General features: G+C 35.6%; 21 protein-coding genes. 19 read left to right on the top strand and 2 right to left on the bottom strand.

All coding sequences use genetic code 11. The features are described from left to right. Positions 1 to 10: 10 nt before the first annotated feature. The 14 genes from QQZ16_RS19840 (at position 11) to murB (ending at position 15043) form a co-directional block, all read left to right on the top strand. Positions 11 to 1666, top strand: a complete 1656-nt coding sequence (locus QQZ16_RS19840; RefSeq protein ID WP_284561706.1) for a histidine kinase N-terminal 7TM domain-containing diguanylate cyclase — start codon at positions 11 to 13, stop codon at positions 1664 to 1666. Positions 1667 to 2016: 350 nt separating this feature from the next. Further along, positions 2017 to 2340 (top strand): DUF3870 domain-containing protein, encoded by a 324-nt coding sequence (locus QQZ16_RS19835; protein ID WP_284561705.1) that lies wholly within the window; start codon positions 2017 to 2019, stop codon positions 2338 to 2340. Positions 2341 to 2478: 138 nt separating this feature from the next. Beyond that, positions 2479 to 3291, top strand: coding sequence for a M55 family metallopeptidase (locus QQZ16_RS19830; RefSeq protein ID WP_284561717.1), 813 nt, complete (start codon positions 2479 to 2481; stop codon positions 3289 to 3291). 13 nt (positions 3292 to 3304) lie between these two features. Then, positions 3305 to 4234, top strand: coding sequence for an ABC transporter permease (locus QQZ16_RS19825; protein WP_031534998.1), 930 nt, complete (start codon positions 3305 to 3307; stop codon positions 4232 to 4234). A 2-nt stretch (positions 4235 to 4236) separates the two neighbouring features. Continuing rightward, complete coding sequence (locus QQZ16_RS19820) at positions 4237 to 5199, top strand: ABC transporter permease (protein ID WP_284561704.1); 963 nt, start codon at positions 4237 to 4239, stop codon at positions 5197 to 5199. Next, positions 5199 to 6191: an ABC transporter ATP-binding protein gene (locus QQZ16_RS19815; protein WP_284561703.1), complete on the top strand. Its 993-nt coding sequence runs from the start codon at positions 5199 to 5201 to the stop codon at positions 6189 to 6191. The genes QQZ16_RS19820 and QQZ16_RS19815 overlap by 1 nt, the downstream gene beginning before the upstream one ends. Positions 6192 to 6300: 109 nt before the next feature. Then, positions 6301 to 7914 (top strand): peptide ABC transporter substrate-binding protein, encoded by a 1614-nt coding sequence (locus QQZ16_RS19810; protein WP_284561702.1) that lies wholly within the window; start codon positions 6301 to 6303, stop codon positions 7912 to 7914. Positions 7915 to 7988: 74 nt separating this feature from the next. Beyond that, on the top strand, positions 7989 to 8918 hold the full coding sequence (locus tag QQZ16_RS19805) for a S66 peptidase family protein (protein WP_446715468.1): 930 nt from the start codon (positions 7989 to 7991) through the stop codon (positions 8916 to 8918). A gap of 87 nt (positions 8919 to 9005) precedes the next feature. Beyond that, positions 9006 to 10106, top strand: coding sequence for a mandelate racemase/muconate lactonizing enzyme family protein (locus tag QQZ16_RS19800; RefSeq protein WP_284561700.1), 1101 nt, complete (start codon positions 9006 to 9008; stop codon positions 10104 to 10106). Continuing rightward, complete coding sequence (locus QQZ16_RS19795) at positions 10103 to 11020, top strand: C40 family peptidase (RefSeq protein WP_109767895.1); 918 nt, start codon at positions 10103 to 10105, stop codon at positions 11018 to 11020. The genes QQZ16_RS19800 and QQZ16_RS19795 overlap by 4 nt, the downstream gene beginning before the upstream one ends. A 12-nt stretch (positions 11021 to 11032) precedes the next feature. After that, complete coding sequence (locus QQZ16_RS19790; RefSeq protein ID WP_031534985.1) at positions 11033 to 11992, top strand: ABC transporter ATP-binding protein; 960 nt, start codon at positions 11033 to 11035, stop codon at positions 11990 to 11992. A gap of 11 nt (positions 11993 to 12003) precedes the next feature. Then, positions 12004 to 12786, top strand: a complete 783-nt coding sequence (locus QQZ16_RS19785) for a serine hydrolase (protein ID WP_235248441.1) — start codon at positions 12004 to 12006, stop codon at positions 12784 to 12786. Between the two features lie 283 nt (positions 12787 to 13069). Next, a complete protein-coding gene (locus QQZ16_RS19780) occupies positions 13070 to 13888 on the top strand; it encodes an ABC transporter ATP-binding protein (RefSeq protein ID WP_109767897.1) in 819 nt (272 codons plus the stop codon). Between the two features lie 243 nt (positions 13889 to 14131). Further along, a complete protein-coding gene (gene murB, locus QQZ16_RS19775) occupies positions 14132 to 15043 on the top strand; it encodes a UDP-N-acetylmuramate dehydrogenase (protein ID WP_031536235.1) in 912 nt (303 codons plus the stop codon). Between the two features lie 428 nt (positions 15044 to 15471). Here murB and QQZ16_RS19770 read toward each other — a convergent pair whose 3' ends face one another. Continuing rightward, complete coding sequence (locus QQZ16_RS19770; protein WP_065429047.1) at positions 15472 to 15870, bottom strand: VanZ family protein; 399 nt, start codon at positions 15868 to 15870, stop codon at positions 15472 to 15474. A gap of 372 nt (positions 15871 to 16242) precedes the next feature. Between QQZ16_RS19770 and QQZ16_RS19765 the strand changes: the two genes are divergently transcribed. Together QQZ16_RS19765 and ilvD are read left to right on the top strand one after the other, a co-directional pair. After that, entirely contained in the window at positions 16243 to 17175 is a 933-nt protein-coding gene (locus QQZ16_RS19765) for an aldo/keto reductase (RefSeq protein ID WP_414630332.1), read from the top strand. A 502-nt stretch (positions 17176 to 17677) separates the two neighbouring features. Then, entirely contained in the window at positions 17678 to 19354 is a 1677-nt protein-coding gene (ilvD, locus tag QQZ16_RS19760; RefSeq protein WP_031536239.1) for a dihydroxy-acid dehydratase, read from the top strand. A 98-nt stretch (positions 19355 to 19452) separates the two neighbouring features. Here the strand turns inward: ilvD and QQZ16_RS19755 are convergent, their stop codons facing one another. After that, on the bottom strand, positions 19453 to 20484 hold the full coding sequence (locus QQZ16_RS19755; protein WP_031536240.1) for an AI-2E family transporter: 1032 nt from the start codon (positions 20482 to 20484) through the stop codon (positions 19453 to 19455). A gap of 227 nt (positions 20485 to 20711) precedes the next feature. Here QQZ16_RS19755 and QQZ16_RS19750 point away from each other — a divergent pair, with 227 nt between their 5' ends. The 3 genes from QQZ16_RS19750 to QQZ16_RS19740 all read left to right on the top strand — a co-directional run bounded on the left by QQZ16_RS19750 (position 20712) and on the right by QQZ16_RS19740 (position 24220). Next, entirely contained in the window at positions 20712 to 21104 is a 393-nt protein-coding gene (locus QQZ16_RS19750) for a MerR family transcriptional regulator (RefSeq protein WP_231512521.1), read from the top strand. 139 nt (positions 21105 to 21243) lie between these two features. Continuing rightward, positions 21244 to 22548, top strand: a complete 1305-nt coding sequence (locus QQZ16_RS19745) for a hemolysin family protein (protein ID WP_284561699.1) — start codon at positions 21244 to 21246, stop codon at positions 22546 to 22548. Positions 22549 to 22783: 235 nt separating this feature from the next. Continuing rightward, positions 22784 to 24220 (top strand): PTS mannitol transporter subunit IICB, encoded by a 1437-nt coding sequence (locus QQZ16_RS19740; protein ID WP_284561698.1) that lies wholly within the window; start codon positions 22784 to 22786, stop codon positions 24218 to 24220. The last annotated feature ends 258 nt before the right edge of the window (positions 24221 to 24478 follow it).

Raw genomic sequence — 24478 nt, 5'->3', positions numbered from 1 at the left:
TTATAATAGAATGAAAGAATATAAAGAATTGAGGGACCAAAATGAAGATGAGACAGATGATTGGAATACAGGAGCAAACTTAATGGATCAATTAGTAATGATATATATTGTTTTAATAACAATGTCTGGTGCATTGCATGTCATATTAGCAATTATTGCCTATATGAATAGACATGCGTTTGAAGGCATGAGGACCTTTTTATGGTTTTCGTGTTTTATTGCTATTTATGCATTTGGATATGCATTAAGTCTTGCTAGTACAACGATAGAGGGAATGAAGTTCTGGACAGCTATTCAGTATTTAGGCATGCCTTTTTCAGCGCCTGCTACTTTAATTCTTGTTTTGCAGTATATTGGCTATGACAAGCATATAAATAAAAAAACATATTTTTTCTATTATCTAATACCGGCGATATCCTTTTTGCTACTTGCGACAAATGATTTTCACCATTTATTCTACCAATCTGTCTATTTAGAATATCGCAATGCAACTCCTATTATGCAAATCACAATAGGGCAATGGTATTTAATACATGGAGCATATACATTCGGTACGCTTGCGATTGCTTTTGTATTACTAGCAATCTATTGGTTTAGAGATAAATCTAGACAAACTAAACAAGTAATCATTCTGTTAATAGGAGTCTTTGTTCCGATTGCTGCTGCTTTTTCGTATTTAATAGGAATTACTCCTGGTGGTCTTGATCCTGTTCCAGTTGCCATGCTATTTTCTAGTTCTCTTTATCTATACTCCATCATATCCACAAAGTTTTTAGTGGTCCCGCCCATCGAAAAGGACTATGTATTTGAAAGTATGGGAGATGCTGTTCTAGTATTAGATCAAACCTACCATATTAAAGATTTTAATAAGGCAGCCTTTACTATATTTTCACATGTAAATATAGGGGAGCATATAGCAGCTGTATTAGGAGTGGATAATCAAATCCTTCCCTTATTGAAAAATGTCCATACAGAATCAATAATACTGGAAGTAGAGATGAGTAATAATTCTATAAAAGAATATTATCAAGCAAAGATATCCCCAATAAAAAGAGGGGAGTCGACGATTGTTGGCACTACTATTATTTTTACTAATATTACCGAGCAAAAAATGGAACAGATGAATTTAACGAAACTGGCATACACGGATGGATTAACGCAAATATATAATCGGGCGTATGTTCTATCTATAGCTGAAAAGATGTTTGCCTCACATGAAAAGATGGCTGTTGTTTTGTTTGATATTGACCATTTTAAGAAAATAAATGATACATATGGTCATTTTGGAGGAGATGAAGGGCTGAAGCATGTTGCATCTTTAAGTAGAAATGTTATACCAGAAAGTGGCGTATTCGGCAGATACGGTGGAGAAGAGTTTATTCTCTTTTTATTTGGGAAAGAAGCAGAAGCAGCCAGTACCATTTCTAGTAAGTTGAGAAGATTAATTGCAGAAACTCCCTTCCATTATGATGATATAGTGATTAATATTACTGCAAGCTTTGGTGTTGCGTTAAAGGAAAATTGTACAGCACTTCCCCTTTTGATTAAGGAAGCAGATGAAGCACTATATGCTTCCAAAAAAGAAGGGAGAAATACTGTTTGTGTCGCAATGGATGGAGAATATATTAAATTATCTTCTGAGATAATTGCAGGAAAATACGGATAATAGAGGGTTTAGGGCACATATTTCTACTTGTAGGACGTGTGTTTAATATAAAATTACTACTTATGTCATCTTTTCTTACGTTATTTGTTAAAATATTTAGAAAATACTTAAAAATCTATTGCGTAAAAAAGGGTGGTGTATTACAATTTTTTATATAATCTAAATCTATCTTTTATAGTCAGAAAAGATTCTAACTATTTTGTGAAATGATAGGAAGAAAAGTATGTTAGTAGTCTTTTGCCAATCAAGGCAACCGCGCTTTTCTTAAGACATATGCATTGCTTCGAATGTTTATGATTTTCTCATAGATATCTCATGCAATATCCAGATGTTTGTAGGAGGAGTATCACATGTATCATGCTAATACCGTTTATATTATTGGAGAAAGTAAAACATCCTCTAATAATGCAATTATGCAGCAATACAATGGTTTTTTTATCGCATTGGTTGTGGATAGAGTTTCGCATACAATTGTGGATGCTGAATGTTCTTCAACTATTAATATTACCTCTTCCTTTATTAAGTCTATCGTTGTTGGAAAATCGATGTTAGATACAGACACTGTCTTAAAGGAAGTAGAAAGTCGTTATTTTGGATCTTCTCAAAAGGCAGTTATGGTTGCTTTTAAGAATGCCCATATTAAATATAAACAACTATTAAATGAATTGGTATAAAACTGCTTTTTCTGTTATACGCAGAGGAAATCCAGTTGATAGAGACTTTATTTCTCTATTGGCTGGATTTTTTATTTTGTACGAATAAAGAGGGCTAATAAGAAAATAGGGGAGGTTTTTCTATTGGGGAAAATTTATATGTCCGTTGATATGGAAGGAATAACAGGATTAATTGATCACACACAGGTTGATTCAACTAAGTTAAATTACGAAAGAAGCCGGATTCTAATGACGGATGAGGCGAACTATGTTGTAACAAGCTTGTTTGACCAGGACGTAGAAGAAGTAGTTGTGAATGATAGTCATAGTAAAATGAATAATTTATTGGTAGAAAGATTTCATCCGAAAACAAAGATAATAACAGGAGATGTCAAGCCGTACTCAATGGTACAGGGCCTTGATGCTACATATGATGGGGCAATCTTTGTTGGCTATCATGCACGAGCTTCCGTTCCTGGTGTTATGACACATAGCATGATCTTTGGAGTTCGTAATATGTACATAGATGATGTGGTAGTTGGCGAATTAGGGTTTAATGCCTATGTCGCAGGGTATTATGGAGTCCCCATTCTTCTTGTTGCAGGGGATGATCAAGCTGCAAAAGAAGCAGAGAAGCTTATTCCCAATGTAACAACAGCAATTGTGAAAAATAGTATTTCAAGATCAGCAGCTTTGAGCTTAACACCGGCTCAGGCAGGAGAATTATTGAAGGAAAAGACAAAGGAAGCACTAGAAAGAAAACATTTAATAAAGCCGCTAGTACCACCAACAAGTCCTTTACTCCGAATTGAGTTTGCTAATTATGGACAAGCTGAATGGGCCCATCTAATGCCAGGAACCGAAATAGAACCAGGTACTACAATAGTTCGGTTTCAAGCAAAAAGCATTTTAGAAGCTTATCAAGCCATGCTAGTTATGACTGAACTTGCGATGAGAACAACATTTTGTTAGGTGGTGAGGAGTGATGAAATCTTATTATATAAAGCGGTTTGTCTCGATGCTCGTAACTCTATGGGTTATTATTACGATTACTTTCTTCTTAATGCATTTCACACCAGGTTCTCCATTTAATGATGAAAGAACGACAAATGAGGCTATTCAGAAAAACTTAGAGGAGCAATATCATCTAGATAAACCTCTAATTGTCCAATATGGAATGTATTTAAAACAAATCGCTACCTTTGATTTTGGCATTTCGATAAAAAAATCATCTCAAACAGTGAATGAAATGATTGGAAGAGGATTTCCTGTTTCCTTTGAGCTCGGTATGGTTGCCTTAGTAGTTGCTGTCATTTCGGGGATAACACTTGGAGTAATTGCTTCCCTTAAACATAACGGGGTCATTGACTATATAGCGATGACAATAGCAGTAATAGGCATATCCATTCCTAACTTTGTTTTAGCAACCATGCTTATTCAACAGTTTGCTGTAAATTGGAAGATACTCCCGACAGCAACTTGGTCAAGCTGGAAGCATATGATTTTACCGACGATTGCACTTGCGACAAGTCCAACTGCCATTATTGCGCGATTAACAAGAACAAGCATGCTAGAGGTGTTAACACAGGATTATATAAAAACGGCAAAGGCGAAGGGGCTATCTCCATTCAAAATCATTGTAAAACACGCACTGCGCAATGCTCTTTTGCCAGTTGTGACATTATTAGGTGCTTTAGCAGCTAGTATTTTAACAGGAACATTCGTGATTGAAAAAATATTTGCGATACCTGGTATGGGAAAATACTTTGTAGATAGTATCAATAACCGTGATTACCCTGTCATTATGGGAACTACTATTTTTTACAGTACCATTTTGATTATCATGCTATTCCTCGTTGATTTAGCATATGGCATATTGGATCCTCGAATAAAACTTCAGAAGAAGGAGGGATAGCAATGGGTTTACCTCAGGAAACATTGTACGAAGAGAAGGAAGATATTGCTCTTGACGAATGGTTTGTGCCAATAGAGAAAAAGAAAGGAGAAGCAGAAGCGGTTGTTCGACCAAGTCTATCCTATTGGCGGGAAGCATGGCGAAATCTTGGGAAGAATAAATTAGCGTTGGGAGCATTAATTTTCTTAATTCTACTAATTATCATGGCTATTATAGGACCGATTCTTTCTCCCCATTCGATCTCAGAGCAAAAACTAATTAATCAAAATCAGCCACCATCTTCTGAATATTGGTTTGGGACAGATAGTTTAGGCAGAGATGTGTTTTCTAGAACTTGGTATGGAGCAAGAATATCGATATTTGTTGGGATTGCTGCTGCTGTCATTGATTTTTTGATAGGGGTAGCTTATGGAGGTCTATCGGGGTACAAGGGTGGCAGGGTAGATCATATCTTGATGAGAATAGTAGAAGTATTATATGGACTACCTTATCTATTAATTGTTATTTTAATGTCTGTAGTGATGGGGCCAGGATTAGGTTCCATTATTATCGCACTATCTATTACAGGATGGGTTGGGATGGCGCGTATCGTAAGAGGGCAAGTTCTGCAAATAAAAAACTATGAGTTTATCTTAGCATCGAAAACGTTTGGAGCAAAAACTTACAGAATAATTAGAAAAAACTTACTTCCCAATACTATGGGGCCAATTATTGTTCAGATGACTTTAACCGTTCCTTCCGCTATATTTGCGGAAGCATTCTTAAGCTTTTTAGGGCTTGGTATTCAAGCTCCTTTAACAAGTTGGGGGGTAATGGCAGATGAAGGACTATCTGCTATTTTAACAGGTCATTGGTGGAGACTATTTTTCCCAACATTATTTATTTCACTTACGATGTTTGCTTTTAATGTGTTGGGTGATGGACTCCAGGATGCATTAGATCCAAAGTTAAGGGGTGGGAAATAATGGGGAGTCTGTTAGAAGTTAATAATTTACATGTTTCTTTCGCTTCATATGGAGGAGAGGTACAAGCTGTCAGAGGAGTGAATTTTTCATTAAAAAAAGGGGAAACATTAGCAATTGTCGGCGAATCTGGTTGTGGAAAAAGTGTAACTTCCCAAACGATTATGCGATTAATCCCCAGTCCGCCGGGAAAAATCAAGGACGGTTCTATTTTATATAAAGGGAAAGATTTAACAAAGTTAAGAGAGGAAGAAATGAGAGGAATTCGAGGTTCTTCTATCTCCATGATCTTTCAAGATCCAATGACTGCCTTAAATCCTACGTTAACAATTGGTGATCAGATTATGGAAGGGATTAAGCAGCATAAGCAAATCTCAAAAGTGGAAGCAAAGAGTAAAGCTATTGAAATGCTTGAATTAGTTGGAATCCCTAATCCAGAAATGCGATTAAAACAATATCCTCATCAATTTAGTGGAGGGATGAGACAGAGAATTGTTATCGCGATGGCATTGATTTGCGAGCCAGAGATTTTGATTGCAGATGAGCCGACAACTGCTTTAGATGTAACCATTCAAGCGCAGATTTTGGACCTATTTAGAGAGATTCAGCAAAAAAGAGATGTATCGATCATTTTAATTACACATGATTTAGGCGTAGTTGCACAAGTAGCTGACCGTGTGGCAGTTATGTATGCTGGAAAAATAGTGGAGATGGGTAATAGACGAGACATTTTCTATTCTCCCCAGCATCCTTATACAAGAGGTCTATTAAACTCTGTACCTAGATTGGACCAAGAAGGAGAACTAGTACCGATAGACGGAACACCACCAGACTTATTTTCACCGCCAGAAGGATGTTCTTTTACTGCTAGATGCCCCTATGCTATGGAAGTTTGCAAGCGGGTGTATCCATTAGAAAGTAATTTGAACGATCACCATCAAATCAACTGCTGGCTCCAGGATGAGCGAGCAAAACACATATTGCACACAATCTAATGATGTAAAAAGAAACTGTTTTTTAGCAGTGTAAGTTTATGCTATTTTTTGACTTTAAGGAAAAGTCATTTTATAGATTGCTAGATGAAAACGATGTGGGGGGAATACGATGAAAAAGATATGGATAAGTTTTTTGGCTATGGTTGTAATTTTTTCTCTTGCTGCATGTACAGCAAATAGTGATGCAGGGAAGGAAGAGTCATCTGGGGAGACGAAAGAAAAGATATTATATTTAAATAATGGACAAGAGCCTAGTTCTTTCGATCCGCCGATTGGTTTTGATAGTGTTTCCTGGACAGCTTTAAATAATTTAATGGAGGGCTTAACCCGATTGGATAACAACCATGAGCCTCAAGCTGCCATTGCTGAAAATTGGGATGTATCAGAAGATGGGAAAGTATATACTTTCCACTTAAGGGAGAATGCAAATTGGTCTAATGGAGATCCGGTTACTGCTGGGGATTTTGAATTTGCATGGAAGCGATTGTTAAATCCAGATACGAAATCGCCAGCTGCCTTTCTTGGTTATTTCATTGAGGGAGGAGAAGCATATGCAAACGGAGAGGGCTCAGCGGATGATGTAAAAGTTAAAGCGATTGATGAAAAGACGTTTGAGGTTACGTTAACAAGCCCACAGGCCTATTTCTTAAATGTCATCACCAATCCTGCCTTTTTCCCGATTAATGAAAAGGTAGCAACGGAGAATCCAGAATGGTTTTCAGAGGCAGATTCATTTGTAGGAAATGGTCCGTTTAAATTAACAAAATGGGAGCATGACAGCTATTTTGAAATGGAGAAAAACGAAACGTATTGGGATGCTGATACGGTTAAACTTAATAAAATACATTGGGCAATGGTAGATGATTCTAATACTGAATATCAAATGTTCCAAAATGGAGAATTGGATACTTCTGATGTTCCAGCAGAATTAAGTGAGCAATTATTTAATGAAGGAAAAGTAAAAGTAGAAGACCAGGCAGGAACATACTTCTATCGATTTAATGTAACAAAAGAGCCTTTCACAAATAAAAATATCCGTAAAGCCTTTGCTTTAGCAGTTGATCAACAGCAAATTGTCGATTATGTAACAAAAAATCAGGAGAAACCTGCATATGGTTTTGTTTCTTATGGATACTTGGACAATAACGGAAATGATTTTCGTGAAACGAGTGGAGATTTAATAAAAACAGATGTAGAAGAAGCAAAGAAATTACTTGAACAAGGAATGAAGGAAGAAGGCTATAAAACATTACCAGAAGTGACGCTCACCTATAGCACAAATGATACACATAAGGCAATAGCGGAAGCTCTACAAGCAATGTTTAAGGATAATCTTGGGGTAGATGTAAAGCTTGCAAATATGGAATCAAGTGTCTTTACTCAAGAACAAACAGCATTGAAGCTGCAATTATCCAGAAGTTCCTTCCTAGCAGACTATGGTGATCCAATTAACTTTTTGGAAAACTTCCAAACAGGTTTAGCAATGAATAGAACGGGTTGGTCAAATGCTGAATATGATCAATTAATTAAAGATGCCAAGAGTGAATCTGATGAAGCAACACGTTATGAATTAATGTATAAAGCAGAAAAGTTATTGCTTGATGAGGCACCAATTTTCCCAATTCATTTCTATAACTATGTGTATTTACAAAATGATAGTGTGACGGGAATTGTTCGTCATCCAGTTGGATATCTTGAGTTAAAATGGGCAGATAAAAAATAAATGGAAGGGAGAAGGGATGAACGGAAGGCATCCCTTTTTTCCTTAAAGCATTCAAAAAACGAAACGAGAAAGGGATTAAAAAAGTGATAAAGCCGGAACGTTTAAAAAAAGGAGATACTGTTGCAGTTATCGCCCCAGCAAGTCCGCCATCGCCCAACTTTTTAAGGAAAGGTATTAGCTATCTGGAAGAGGAATTAGGTTTAAAAGTTAAAGTTGGACAACATGTTTACGACCAATACGGTTATTTAGCAGGAGAAGATGAATTTAGATTAATAGATTTAGAAAATGCATTTTTAGATAAAGAAGTAAAAGGAATTATCTGTGCATGTGGAGGATATGGAACAGCAAGGTTGGCAAGTAAGATTAACTATTCAATAATTGCTCAAAATCCAAAAATATTTTGGGGTTATAGTGATATAACTTTTTTGCATACAGCTATCTCTAATAGCACTGGATTGGTTACTTTTCATGGTCCAATGCTTTCTTCTGATATTGGGAAGGAAGACTGTCATCCTTTATCGAAAGACCTATTCCAACAATTATTTGAACCAAAGGAAATGCTATATACCGAAGAATACTCACCGCTAGAGGTTTTAGTGGAAGGGAAGGCATCTGGAAGGATAACAGGAGGAAATCTTTCCCTTATCACAAGTTCAATTGGTACTCCTTTTGAAATAAATACAAAATCGAATATCTTATTGATAGAAGATATAAATGAAGAACCGCGCTCTGTAGATCGGATGCTTAATCAATTACTGCAAGCTGGGAAGCTAACCGATGCTGCCGGAATCGTTATCGGTGACTTCCATCAATGTCATTCTAAAAGAGATAAATCACTTGCATTAGAAGAAGTGATGGATCACTACATTCAAAAAGCTGGGAAACCAGCGATGAAGGGATTTAAAATAGGACATTGCTCTCCTCAAGTGTCAATCCCGCTAGGTGTGAATGCGGAAATAAACACGAATGAGAAAGTATTAATGATTGATAGTGGGGTGGAATAACGATAGAAGGAGATTGAAAGTTTTAGAACGAGTCAATAATTAATTAACACCATAAAACTAGAATTTTTTTAATAAGGATGGTACATAGTGAAGATAACAAGAATTGAAACATTCCGTATCGCAGTTCCGTTAATCAAGCCTTTTAAGACTGCATTACGAACCGTAACTATTGCAGATTCTGTATATGTAAAAATTACATGTGAAAACGGAATTGTTGGTTGGGGAGAAGCACCACCGACTTTAGTGATAACTGGAGACAGCCTGAAAAGCATTGAAGCGTCTATTCATGAAGTGTTCAAACCATATTTATTGAGTAAAAGTGTTTTGCAACTCGAATTATTACTTCAAGGAATCCATCAAATACTTGTAGGAAATGTAAGTGCAAAAGCAGCAATTGATATGGCGCTTTATGATTGTTTTTCTCAATATTGTAAACTGCCGCTTTATCAATTATTAGGCGGATATAATAATACATTGGAAACAGATTATACAGTAAGTGTTAATGATCCGATTGAAATGGGAGAAGACGCAGCAAGCTATGTTAAGCAAGGGTTTACTGTATTAAAGATTAAAGTTGGAAAAGATGAAATTCAAACGGATATTAATAGAATGATAGAAATTAGACGAAGAGTAGGGAAGGAAATTAAATTAAGATTGGATGCTAATCAAGGCTGGAGCCCGAAAGAAGCAGTAACAGCAATACGAAAAATGGAGGATTTAGGACTAAACATCGAATTAGTTGAGCAGCCGGTTAAAGCAGCGGATATACAAGGACTGAAGAAAGTAACCGATTCAGTAGATACTTTAATTATGGCTGATGAAGCTGTATTTACTCCGAATCAAGCCTTTGAGGTGCTAAAAACACGTAGTGCTGATTTGATTAATATTAAATTAATGAAATCGGGAGGGATCTACCGAGCTCAGATTATTAACCATCTGGCTGAAGTCTCTGGAGTAGAATGTATGGTCGGAAGTATGATTGAAACGAAATTAGGAATTACGGCAGCTGCACATTTTGCAGCAAGTAAAAAGAATATAACTCGTTATGATTTTGATGCACCACTGATGTTGGCTGAGGATATAGTGGGTGGAGGTATTCAATATAACGGAAGAAGCATCACTCTATCTGATCAATTTGGCTTAGGAATAAATCATATTCTTGGACAAGAAAAGGAGAATGTGGGATGAGTAAATATGATGTGAAAATAGTGGATGTTCCTGTTGCTACCCTTTGGACAAGTGAAGACTCGGCAAGGGAAATTGATTGTATGGCAATTGATAATCCATGTGATATGAAGAACTGGATAGATAGCCTTGATTATGAAAAAGGACTGGAGCTTTGTACCGGGAACTTAGTACAATCACAAGTATTGTATGGCCAAGAGGTATATGTCTTGGCAGAAAAAGAGGACTGGATGTTTGTTGCATTGCCCAATCAAGCGACTAAAAAAAATCAGCTAGGTTATCCGGGGTGGATACCGAAAAAACAATTAGTAGAAAAAGGGATTTACTCTTTACAAAGTGGACCGATTGCAGTTATTGAAGCATCTACAACAGATTTATGTGATGTCAATAAAGATGCTGTATTGCAATTAGCCTTCCAAACGAGGCTTCCACTAAAAAATCAAGAAGGGGAATGGGTACAAGTGACTACACCTACTGGAGAAGGGTGGATTAAAGCGGAGGATGTATCCAGTTATTCCTCCTCTCAAGATGTCCGTAAAGGAACGGGGAAGGATATAGTAAAGCAAGGAGAACGATTTTTGGGTCTTGATTATTTATGGGGTGGCATGAGTTCTTATGGTTATGATTGCTCAGGTTTCAGTTACTCCATGTGTTTAGCAAATGGTTATGTGATACCAAGAGATGCAAGTGAGCAGGCAGAGGCAGGGAAAAATGTTCCTTTAGATGAAATAGAGCCAGGAGATTTATTATTTTTTGCTTACGAGGAAGGGAAAGGAAAGATTCACCATGTAGGTATCTATTATGGAGAAAATAAATTGCTTCATTCTCCTAAGACAGGAAAAACAATCGAAATTATTCCTTTAAAAAATACAAACTATGAAAAAGAATTATGTATAGCAAGAAGATATTGGGAATAAGGAGAGAATGATATGGCACAGCAAGTTCTATTGAAGGTAGATAATCTATCAAAATATTTTGAATTAGAAAAAAATACGACATTACAAGCTGTATCAAATGTCTCCTTTCAAATTAAAAAAGGAGAAACATTTGGCATTGTTGGTGAATCAGGCTGTGGAAAATCGACATTGGGTAGGACGATTATTGGACTGTATAAAGCTTCAAATGGACAGATTCTGTATAATGATACCAATATGGAGAACATTTCTGAAAAGGATACTTTTTCGTTTCGTCGCAAAATGCAAATGATTTTTCAGGACCCTTATGCTTCGTTAAATCCTCGTTCTACTGTGCGAGAGATTTTGGCAGAACCTTTGGAAATTCATGGAGTGTATCATACAAAGGAAGAAAAAAATGCAAGGATAGATGAGTTATTGGAAAGTGTTGGTCTAAATAGAGAACATGGTAATCGATTTCCACATGAATTTAGTGGGGGGCAAAGACAAAGAATTGGCATAGCAAGAGCTTTGGCGTTAGAGCCTGAATTTATTATTGCTGACGAGCCGATTTCTGCATTAGATGTTTCTGTTCAAGCTCAAGTAGTAAATCTATTAAAACGATTACAAAGAGAAAAACAATTAACCTATCTATTTATAGCCCATGATTTATCGATGGTAAAGCAAATTAGTGATCGAATTGGCGTCATGTATTTAGGGAATTTAGTAGAATTAACAGATAGTAAAGAGTTGTATTCGAATCCACTTCATCCATATACACAGGCGCTCCTTTCTGCTATTCCGATTCCAGATCCTGATATAGAAGACAAAAGGGAACGAATCATCTTAAAAGGGGAGATACCAAGTCCGGTAAACCCACCAAGTGGTTGTGTTTTTCGAACGCGCTGTCCTCATGCAATGGATATTTGTGCCAATGATAAGCCAACTTGGCAGCAACGAGAAAATGGTCATTTTGTAGCATGTCATCTTTATTAGGAGATAGCAGAATGGATATAGAGAGATTAAGCAAAAGTATAAACAAAATTGCACAGGAGCATAGGGGACAAGGTCATTTAGGGATAGCTATTGAGTGGAAGGGACAATTTTTTTTTCTAAACGAAAGGGATGTCTTTCCAAGTGCTAGTCTAATTAAATTACCAATTATGATAGAAGGATTTATGCAAAGCCTAAGTGGAACCTTAGAGTTGGACGAGTTAATAAGAGTTGATAATATTCGGAAAGCAGGAGGAGCGGGTATCGTTCAATACATCTCCCCACAAAGCTATTTATCAATCGGTGATTTACTTACTTCGATGATTATTGTTTCAGATAATATGGCAACCAACTATTTGATTGAACGACTTGGACTGGAAAGTATTAATAGCAGATGCCAACAGCTTGGAATGTCCAATACAGTTCTTCAACGAAAAATGATGGATCAACAAGCAAGAGAAAGAAAATTGGATAACTATACTTCCCCTCTAGACATTATTCGGTGTTTAAAGGCTATTCAGAACGATAAGAATCAAAGTGCTAAGAGAATCCTAAGCAATCAGCAACTTCTTGATAAACTGCCCTATTATCTTGGAGAGAATCGCTCTATTAGGATTGCCAATAAAACAGGAGAGTTAGATAAGGTCGAACACGATTGTGCTATTATCGAGTACGAGGATGAAATTATCTATGTTGCGGTTTTAACAGATCAATTACCAACTAATCAAAAAGGAAAAGAGATCATCCAATTAATTGGGGCCAGTATTTTTGAATGTATATCCGACAAAAAAGTCTGAACTTGTTAAGCAGGCTTTTTTGTATGAATGAAATCATCTAAAGCTACAAGAAATAAATCTTGTTAAATTTGTTTAAATAGTCTTGAATGAAAGCTTTGTTCAAATTATAATAAATAATGAAAATCATTATCATTTAGTATTTCATTTATATGTAGGGAATAAAGAAATGAATAAATGAGAAAATAAGAAAAGTTTAAATAGAGGATTATTTTAACAGCTGTTTAATTCTACAGAAAAAATATAATAGATAAATTTATGAGAGAAATAAAGGAGGGGAGAATAAGTGGATATACTATCAACAGACAAACTTAAAATTGGATACGAAGACAAAATTATCGTCCATGATTTAAATTTACGTGTCCAAGAGGGAAAAATCACTACTATTATTGGACCAAATGGTTGCGGAAAATCAACGATATTAAAAACACTTGCGCGGATCCATAAGGCAAAAGCAGGATATGTTTATCTTGATGGAGAAATGATTCACAAAATACCAACAAAAAAAATTGCGCAAAGAATGGCAGTTCTTCCTCAATCTCCAGAAGCTCCTAATGGATTAACGATATTTGATTTAGTATCCTATGGGCGATCACCTCATCAAAGAGGCTTTGGACGCTTAGGGGAGAAAGACAAAGAAGTAATAAATTGGGCGTTGGATGTCACTGGGTTAACGGAATTGAAAAACCAGGAAGTCGATACGTTATCAGGTGGACAGCGACAAAGAGCATGGATTGCCATGGCGATTGCACAGGAAACAAATCTTCTTCTCCTAGATGAACCAACAACCTATTTGGATATGGCTCATCAATTGGAAGTTTTGAAATTATTAAAGAAATTAAATGAAGAAGAAAATCGAACGATTGTGATGGTTATTCATGACCTTAATCACGCAGCAAGATTTTCGGATCATATGGTTGCAATGAGAAATGGTCAATTAATGAAAGAAGGAACGGCAGAAGAAGTAATGACAGAAGAGGTATTAAGAGAAGTTTTTCAAATAGATGCTGTCGTAGTAAAAGATCCGAGAACCAATAAACCAGCATGCCTTTCCTATGATTTATTGCATCAAAAGGAAAAAGAATTAGTAATGGCCGCTAAGTAATCAATAAAAAGAGATTGCTTAGCTTTTTTTGTATTTTTCAACCTGTTAAATGCTGTTTTACCATCCAGCATGAATAAGCAAACTGGTCTTCCCCTTTTTATTAGCATGAAGAGAAGGGGAGTTTCATATAATGGGATTGAGTATGATTTCACATAAATTTGCTTAATAGCGTCGTACCATTTTATAATTTTGGTATACTATTAGAATAGTGTAGTCAGAAATACGTACAGAAGGTTGAGATTAATGGATAAAAACATATTAATTAAAAAATTTCTAGAAATATTGCCTAATGAAAGTGTAATGATTGATGAGGCGTTAAATAAATATACGTATACGAAAATTGGTGGGAAGGCTGATTTCTTGCTTTTTCCTCTTACGTACGAGCAATTACAGTCTGGGTATAAATTGGCATTAAGCGAAAATATGCCAATCACTATTTTAGGAAATGGTTCAAATGTGCTAATTAGAGATGGCGGAATTCGTGGAGTTGTATTTAATTTAACAAAGCTTGATGCTATTTCCCTTGATGGTAATAAAGTGATTGCTCAAAGTGGTGCTCCAATTATTGAGACATCTAGATTTGCCCTAGAGCATTCTTTAACAGGACTCGAGTTTGCTTGTGGCATTCCAGGTTCTGTAGGAGGAGCGTTGTATATGAACGCTGGTGCTTATGGGGGGGAAGTTTCTGACGTATTGGAAGCCGCAAAAGTTTTAACTAGAACTGGGGATATTCGCACAGTAACAAAAGCAGAATTAGAGCTTGGCTACCGTACAAGTAGTATTGGAAAAAATGGCTGGGTAGCATTAGAGGGAACTTTTTCCCTTGGAAAAGGAACATATGCAGATATCAAAGCAAAAATGGATGAACTTACTTTCTTAAGAGAGTCAAAACAACCATTAGAATATCCTTCATGTGGAAGTGTGTTTAAAAGACCGCCTAACCACTTTGCGGGAAAGCTTATTCAAGACAGCGGACTTCAAGGAACGAAAATTGGCGGTGCGCAAGTATCTACAAAACATGCTGGTTTTATTGTAAACGTAGAAGATGCAACAGCAAATGACTATCTATCTTTAATAAAGCATGTGCAAAAGACGGTAAAAGAAAATTTTAACGTAGACCTTGAAACAGAAGTAAGAATCATCGGGGAAGAATAGAAAATCTACCCGTAAAAAAGGTTATTGTTATAGGATGAGGCTGGGACAAAAGTATTTCAACTAATAATAAACACGAACTTTTGTATAGTTAGTATACATAAAAGTTCGTGTTTTTCAATTTGAAAAAAAGTTTAAAAACGAAGTGGAATGGAGCGGAGGACGCTTGACTCCTGCGGGAAATAGAGACGCTTAAGGCCCCGCAGCGCATGCGAGAAGGCTCAGCTTCCTCCCCCGGCGCATCGTGCGTCTGTAGCGCAATGGAACTACTTAGTTTTTACACTTAACTATATTTAAAAACATAGATAACCATCATGAGAAAGTAGCTTTATTTAAGAGCTAAATTAGATATTGTTCGTCTTTAAAGATTGGTTATTTAGTTTTGTCCAGCCTCTTTCTATATAAAGCTAGCATCTTAAAAAGATTAATGTTTAGCACTTATGTAATAATCGTCGCGCGAATAGCCCCATAAATAAAAAGAGAAAATAGCCAACCATTGCTCCAAAGATATTTAGAATGAAATCATCTATATCTGCAGCTCTATCTACAGTAAAGAAAAATTGAATAGTCTCAATAGAAAGGGAGCAGAGAATAGCAAGTCCTAGTATAACGAATGCTCTAAATCGCTTTTTATACAAAAAAGGAAGTAGAAGACCAAATGGGATAAATAAAAGGATGTTTCCGAGCGTATATAGCATCCAAAAAAAAGGCGGTTTATATTTGTATTGATATAGAATTTGAACATAAGGAATTAGATTCATTTTTCCGTCATTTAGACTAGGTGGAGTAAAGTGAAAAGGCTCCAATGTTACATAGATAACTGTCAGCATATATACGAAAAATAGATTAATTGGAAATTCTTTTGAAAGTAGTACCGCTTTTCGCTGATTGTTTTGTTGGATTCGAAAATATATCCATAAGGGAACGATAAGAATAAGTAGAAAAGGAAAATTTAATAGCAGTGAAACTCCCCTCATCGACCAAAGTGTAAGGAATAGAAGGAGAATAAGGAGAAAAAAGATTCCGTTTTTTAATACATGCACAGATAATCGAAGTCCTTTCTTTATTTGTTCTTCTAAAAAGTATATGATACTTGTTCAAAAATAGAATATAAAGCGAATTACTTTACTCTTATTACAGAAATACGCATACTAGGAGTGAATAGATAGTTGTCTATATACTAATGAAGGAGATGAATCTTTTTGAGTAGTAAAGTTCAAATAGGTCAAACGGCTATGCATGTTACGAAGCTGGGATATGGTGCGAACTCTGTCGGTGGTCATAATTTATTTCCGAATTTAAATGATGAAACAGGAAAAAATGTAGTAAGAAATGCATTAGATGCTGGAATTGATTTTCTTGATACTGCTTATGTATACGGATTAGGAAGATCAGAGGAATTAATTGGAGAGGTGCTAAAGGAAAGAGGTAACCGCCAAGATATCGTCATTGCAAGCAAGGCTGCTCATAAATTAGTGGATGGCAAAATACAACTTGATAATAGTAGAGAGTTTTTACGGAAATCTGTAGAAGACAGTCTAAAGCGACTGCAAACAGATTATATTGATTTATTCTATGTTCATTTTCCAGATGATGTCACTCCAATGGCTGAAGTTGCAGGGACGTTACAAGAGTTAAAGGATGAAGGGAAGATCCTTGCAGTTGGAGCTTCTAATTTGGATGCTGAACAACTAAAGGCATTTAATCAGGATGGCTATTTAGAAGTATTCCAAGCAGAATATTCATTATTTAAAAGACAAGCAGAGGAAATGTACTTACCGTATTGTGTTGAACATAACATTAGCTTTGTTCCATATTTTCCTTTAGCTTCTGGTCTATTGACTGGAAAGTATTCAAAGGATTCCACAATTAGTGATGGCAGACAAAATAATCCTCTATTTCAAGGAGAGGCATTTATTCAAAATGTTGAAAAAGTCGACAAATTAAAGCAAATGGCTGAAGAAAAAGGCTTTGATGCAACACATTTTGCATTAGCATGGCTATTAGAACAGCCTGCAGTTGATGTGATTATTCCAGGAGCGAAATCAACTAGTCAGCTTAAGAATAATCTGAGAACCTTAGAAGTGGCGTTAACAGAAGAAGAAGTGAAACAAATTAGTGAAATATTTGCTTAGGAGAACGGATAGGATAGACGGAGATTAACTGTCCATTAATATCCGAAATGGTTCTACTAATTCTCAGTGGGAGCAAGGAAACACACTAAAGTGATGATTCACTTTATTAAATAGAGAATAATGAAATCAATAAAAAGCAATGAAGGGATAATAGGAACTTCATTGCTTTTGTTTATCTATAGAGCTTTATTTACAGCCGTATTTAATGAAATTACTAACAGAAAAATTATTTTTATATAATATTAAGTTGGCTGAGAATGGATTAAGAAGGACAGGAGAATTAGAATACATAAGGTTATTATGTAAGAACTTCTAACATTGTCCGTTAGAAAAAACCTAATTTAACAATGTTTTTGTTTTTTGGTAAAAAGGATTGTCGATATCGATTTCTATTTATAATCTCAAGAAGAAATTATACCAATTTTGCTTTTATAGTGTTACAATAAGTAAAAGTTTAAATATACAGATTTTTCGCTTTAATCGGATAATTGGAGGGGTAGAAGTGACACAATTGAGAAGTAATATGATAAAGAAGGGATTCGATCGTGCGCCACATCGAAGCTTACTGCGAGCTGCTGGGGTAAAAGAGGAGGATTTTGATAAACCATTTATTGCTGTAGTCAATTCATATATTGATATTGTTCCAGGACATGTTCATTTACAGGAATTTGGAAAGATTGTAAAGGATGCAATAAGAGAAGCAGGCGGCGTTCCATTTGAAATGAATACAATTGGTGTGGATGATGGAATTGCGATGGGGCATATTGGAATGCGCTATTCTTTGCCAAGCCGTGAAATTATTGCAGATTCCATTGAAACGGTAGTTGCTGCACATTGGTTTGATGGAATGGTTTGTATCCCAAACTGTGACAAAATTACACCAGGAATGATGATGGCCTCCCTACGATTAAATATTCCTACTATCTTTGTAAGTGGTGGACCAATGAAGGCTGGTGTTACTAGTGATGGGAGGAAGATTTCTTTATCATCTGTGTTTGAGGGAGTAGGGGCTTTCCAGTCAGGCAAAATTGATGAAGGTGGTCTAAGAGAATTAGAGCAATTTGGTTGTCCGACCTGTGGTTCTTGTTCCGGAATGTTCACAGCAAATTCAATGAACTGTCTTGCTGAAGCATTAGGTCTTGCTTTGCCTGGAAATGGGACAATTCTTGCTGTCGCACCTGAGAGAAAAGAATTTGTAAAGAAATCTGCTAAACAGCTGATGCATTTAATAGATGAGGATATTAAACCAAGAGATATTGTGACAGAAAAGGCAATTGATAATGCCTTTGCATTGGACATGGCATTAGGAGGATCAACGAATACTGTTCTTCATACATTGGCTTTAGCACATGAAGCGGGCGTAGAATATCCACTTGAAAGAATCAATCAAGTTGCATCAAGAGTACCTCATTTATCGAAGCTTGCTCCTTCTTCTGATGTACATATTGAAGATTTACATGAAGCTGGAGGAGTTTCAGCGGCTCTTTATGAACTATCCAAAAAAGAAGGGGCTCTTCATCTGGATACATTAACTGTTACTGGGAAAACACTTGGAGAGAATATTGCTGGATGTAAAGTGAAGGATTATCAAGTGATTCGTCCAATCGATGATCCTCATACCTCAACAGGAGGATTAGCAGTCTTGTTTGGTAATCTTGCTCCTCAAGGTGCTATCATTAAAACAGGTGGTGTTCAAAACGGAATTCAACGTCATGAAGGGCCAGCTATTGTGTTTGACTCACAGGATGATGTATTAGAGGGATTAGTGAAAGGCAAAGTGAAGGAAGGGCATGTTGTTATCATTCGCTATGAAGGACCAAAAGGAGGACCGGGTATGCCGGAAATGCTAGCACCTACTTCACAAATTGTTGGAATGGGTCTTGGTCCCAAAGTTGCGCTTGTAACAGATGGGCGTTTTTCAGGTGCTTCTCGCGGTATATCTATCGGCCATGCTTCACCAGAGGCGGCAGAAGGAGGACCGTTGGCATTTGTTAAAGATGGCGATCATATTGTGATTGACATTGAAAATCGTACAATGGATGTTGTAGTACCTGAGGAAGAATGGCAACAAAGGAAAGCAGAATGGAAAGGGTTTGAATCAAAAGTAAAAAGTGGCTATTTAGCACGATATTCTAAGCTTGTGACATCTGCGAATACAGGAGCAGTATTGAAGTATTAATTCGGTAATGTTTATTTAATGAAAAAGCAGGTTAGATACACGGTACAAAGTGTATTCAACCTGCTTTTCTATTTATGTGTATAAAAAGGTAGACGGGTTTATTCCTTTATCATGTCTTTTTCTCTATTGGGATCCATACTTTGTACCTGTAAGATATCTAAAAGGAAAACAAACACAGGTATTCCAATGATTAAGCCCCATACTCCAAAGAAATGTTCAGAGAAGATAAGCACAATAAAAGTAAAAAATACAGGTAAATTTGTTTTCGATGACATTAGCTTCGGATTAAGAATATAAGCTTCAATAGCATGGATAACACAAATAAAGATAATCAATATAATAATATAGGTGTATCCACCAATTGTGTACCCAATTGTCAGCAACGGTATGAGGGAAATAATAACCCCTGCAACTGGGATAAGCCCAAAGACAAATATCATCAGAGATAAGCCTAGTAATTGAGGAAAACCAAGGATCCATAATCCGATAGTCGTTAAGATACAATTTACTAAAGCTATGATAACTTGAGCTTCTAATACTTTTCCAAATGTTAACACAAATTTTTTGCCAAAGAATTCAATTTCATTATAAAAAGGTGCAATTTTACTTTTACGAAAGTTTTCTTTATATTTTATTAATCGCGGCTTCTCTAAAAGGAAGAAGAAGCTTAGAATCATAGCGAGTATGAATTGTATGCTTATGGAACTGATACTTGAGAAATATTTGACAACAATGCCAAGTCCTTGTTCCAAATAGCTGTTGATTTGTCTTTCTTGAATGATGGAAACAATATAATTTAAGACCTCATTATCATGTGGACGGGAATAAAAATCCATTACTTGTCTAACTAATGCCGTTATTTCTTCTACAAGCATTGGCAAATATTTAATAAAGCTATAGGAAAGAATTCCGATGGTTACCAGATAGAGGAGGCTAACTATAACGTTTCGTTTAACGTGAATTCGCTTGGAGATAATTTTTTCCATGCGATCCATTAAAAAAGAAAGGATAAAAGTAAATAGCATTAAATTAATCATGCTTCTAAGCGCATAGATGCCCAGAATGATTAATGCAAAAATAAAAAACCTTTTTACCCCTTTATTCATAAGAAAATTGATAATTGTTTCCACTCCATTTCCCCTTCTTAAATATATTTTTCTTTTCTATTTATCTTCTTATATTTTAACCTAAATTGTATTTTAATAATATAAAAAGCCTACATTTTGTGAAAATTTAGTCAGCGTAAGGAAAAGCTATTATATATAGGAAGTTTTTTGCTTGAATCTTTTCTCCTTCCCCTTATATAATAAAAAAGTAAAACTAAAACGTTATGGTTAGGAGGAGAAGCGATGGGGATGTGAAATTAAGAATTGGTGATTTGGCAAAAGTTACTGGTGTAACGAAAAGAACCATAGATTATTATACAAACCTTGGCCTTCTTCAAGCAGAACGTTCTCAAACAAATTATCGTTATTATAGAGAAGAACAAATAGAACAAATTAAAGTTATTGAAGAATTTAAAAAGAGAAAGCTAACGCTAGAGGAAATTAAGGGGAAATTAAATAATCACAAAATGAATACTTTGGATGTAGAGGAACTGAAAGAAAATATGAGGGATTTGAATGAAAAGATTCATCAAATGCTTCTATCAGTAGATATTCAGGACCATCATAAAAAGAAAGAAGTAAGAAATACTATATCTCATGAAAGTATATCTTTAATACAAGCATTGTTGCTTTTGCTAAATTAAACTGTTTTTTTAAGGTTTGCATAAAAAATTTAACTAAAAGGAATGGGAATTATTATAAGCAACAGCGTCTCTCCTTTATTGGAGAAATGCGGATGCGCTTTTATTATCAGGAGGTGTAAGCCCCTTTACGGGCTACTTATTGGAAATTTTTAATTTGATTTTATTTGTGATATTAATTGCTTTAACTGCTTTTTTCGTTGCAACCGAGTTTGCAATAGTAAAGGTCAGGAGTTCAAGAATCGATCAGTTAGTTGCTGAAGGAAAAAAAGGTGCATTAGCGGCAAAAAAGGTAACGACACATTTAGATGAATATCTTTCAGCTTGCCAATTAGGGATAACTGTTACAGCTTTAGGACTAGGTTGGATTGGAGAATCCACTTTCGCGGAAATTCTTGAGCCACTATTTATTAAGTTATCCATTGGGAATGCACTATCTCACGTGATTGCCTTTGTTATATCCTTTTTACTTGTAACCTTCTTGCATGTTGTTGTTGGAGAACTTGCTCCAAAGACGGTTGCTATTCAAAAGGCAGAACTTATAACATTAACCTTTGCAAATCCAATTATTTGGTTCTATCGAATATTATATCCTTTTATTTGGTTGTTGAATGGGTCTGCACGACTTTTGACAAGTATCTTTGGATTAAAACCAGCATCAGAACATGAACTTGCACACTCAGAAGAAGAGTTAAGAATTTTAATGTCAGAAAGCTATAAAAGCGGTGAAATCAATAAAAATGAACTAGCATATGTAAATAATATTTTTGAATTTGATGAACGAATTGCCAAAGAAATCATGGTGCCGAGAACCGAAATGGTTACGATTAGTGTAGATAATACCTTTGATGAAATAATGAATATATTGGAAGAGGAGAATTACACTCGTTATCCATTAGTAAATGGAGATAAGGATAATGTAATCGGATTAATTAATATTCGAGAATTTCTAACGGCAACTGTTCAAAACAAACAAGAGATTCGATTAGAGGACTATATGAAACCGATTATTCGTGTCATTGAAACCGTCCCTATAAGAGAATTATTAATTAAAATGCAGAAAGAACGCACACATATGGCGATTCTGCTTGATGAATATGGTGGTACTTCCGGTATTGTTACTGCAGAAGATATATTAGAGGAAATTGTAGGAGACATCAGAGATGAGTTTGATGAGGATGAAATTTCTGATATTCGCAGAATCAAAGACGATCATTATATACTTAATGGAAAAGTATTAATTAGCGAAGTAAACGATCTTTTAGGAACTCATTTATCTGAGGATGAAGTGGATACGATTGGCGGATGGTTTTTGACTAAAAATTTTGAAGCGGTTGAAGGAGATATTTTGGAAGAAGAAGGATATATCTTTAAAATAAAAAATATCGAAGAACATCATATCCACTTTATTGAAGTGATGAAAGATACAAGTGTAGTGGAAGTTTGATTAAAAAAACGGATTTTATAGAAGGGGAAACCCTTCTTTTTTTGTTGCGAATTCGTATAAATAGGTGTCTTTTTGGAATCCTAAAAAAATTAAATGACAATATTATTGAATTTTATCAATTTATTAAATTTAATTGTGTCAGCATTATGTCGGTCAAAAGTATGTTTAGTTTGAATTGTTATCAAGCTGTAAACGCTTTATTATTAAGACATGAAATAAAAGGGGGTTAAACAAAATGTCAGACGAAAATAAAAATGGTTTTCGTGTAAAGATACAGCGTTTTGGTAGTCATTTAAGTGGCATGATTATGCCTAATATAGGAGCTTTTATTGCTTGGGGGTTAATTACAGCATTGTTCATCCCAACAGGTTGGACACCTAATGCAGATTTAGCTCAGCTTGTAGATCCAATGATTAAATACTTGTTACCATTATTAATTGGTTATACAGGTGGTAAGATGGTTTACGCAGAGCGTGGTGGCGTAGTTGGTGCAATAGCAGCAATGGGCGTAATCGTTGGTGCGGATATACCGATGTTCCTTGGAGCAATGGTAATGGGTCCACTTGGTGGTTTCTTAATCAAAAAAGTGGATGACTTATTTAGAGGTAAAATTAAAGCTGGATTTGAAATGTTAGTAAATAACTTTTCGGCTGGTATCTTAGGTGCAATTATTGCAATTATTGGTTTTAAATATATTGGTCCTATTGTGGCTGGATTAAGTAACTTCTTATCAAACGGAGTAGAATTGATTGTTGATGCAAATCTATTACCGTTAGCAAGTATCTTTATTGAGCCTGCTAAAGTATTGTTCTTAAATAACGCAATCAACCAAGGGATTTTAGGTCCGATAGGAGTAGAGCAAGCAAAAGAAGTTGGAAAATCTATTCTATTCTTATTAGAAGCAAACCCTGGTCCAGGATTTGGGGTATTATTAGCTTATTGTATATTTGGTAGAGGTACTTCAAAACAAACAGCACCTGGTGCAGCAATTATTCACTTTTTGGGTGGTATTCATGAAATTTACTTCCCATACATCTTAATGAAACCTATGATGTTATTAGCGGTTATCGCTGGTGGTATGGGTGGAGTATTCACCTTTACTTTATTTGATGCTGGTTTAGTAGCAACTCCATCTCCTGGTAGTATTATTGCATTAATGATGATGGCGCCAAAAGGACAACATTTGGGCGTAATTGCTGGTGTTGTAGTTGCAACAGTAATTTCTTTCGTAATTGCAGCTATTATTTTAAGAACAAGTAAAGAAAAAGAAGAAGATATTAGTGCAGCAACAGAAAAAATGGAAGCATTAAAAGGGAAAAAGAGCTCAGTAGCAAGTGCTATTACTGAAACTGCAGCAACTCCTAACAAAGCTGAAGCTACAGAATTTGATTACAAATCAGTGAAGAAAGTAATCTTCGCTTGTGATGCTGGTATGGGATCTAGTGCGATGGGTGCATCTATTATGCGTAATAAAGTGAAAAAAGCAGGGATTGAAGGAGTAGATGTAACAAATACATCGATTGCAAATCTTCCAAATGATGCAGATCTTGTTATTACACATAAAGATTTAACAGATAGAGCAGTTGCCAAATTACCAAATGCACATCATGTTTCTGTTGAGAACTTCATGAACAGTCCTAAATATGATGAAATTATTGAGAAATTAAAATAAGCTTTTGCTTTAATCAGATACTGTCGGCCAAATTTTGGTCGGCATTTTTTGTATTTTTTCTAAAAAAGTCTTTATGGACAATAAATTATTTACAAATAATAAGCAGACTAAGGAAGGAATGAGAGAGAAGAGGAGAAACCAACAGGCAGAAGGGAGATAACTGCTATTAATCGATGCTCCATGGATAAAGAATGTAATAATTTTCAGTATTTAAAGATAAAAATAGGGGATTCTAAATTAGAATTGGCAACAATAAAC

This window comes from Bacillus sp. T2.9-1, assembly GCF_950097965.1.
In the GTDB taxonomy this organism is placed as follows: domain Bacteria; phylum Bacillota; class Bacilli; order Bacillales; family Cytobacillaceae; genus Niallia; species Niallia hominis.
Note: the sequence above shows the minus strand (reverse complement) of the source record. Positions and strands in the feature narration are given on the sequence as shown.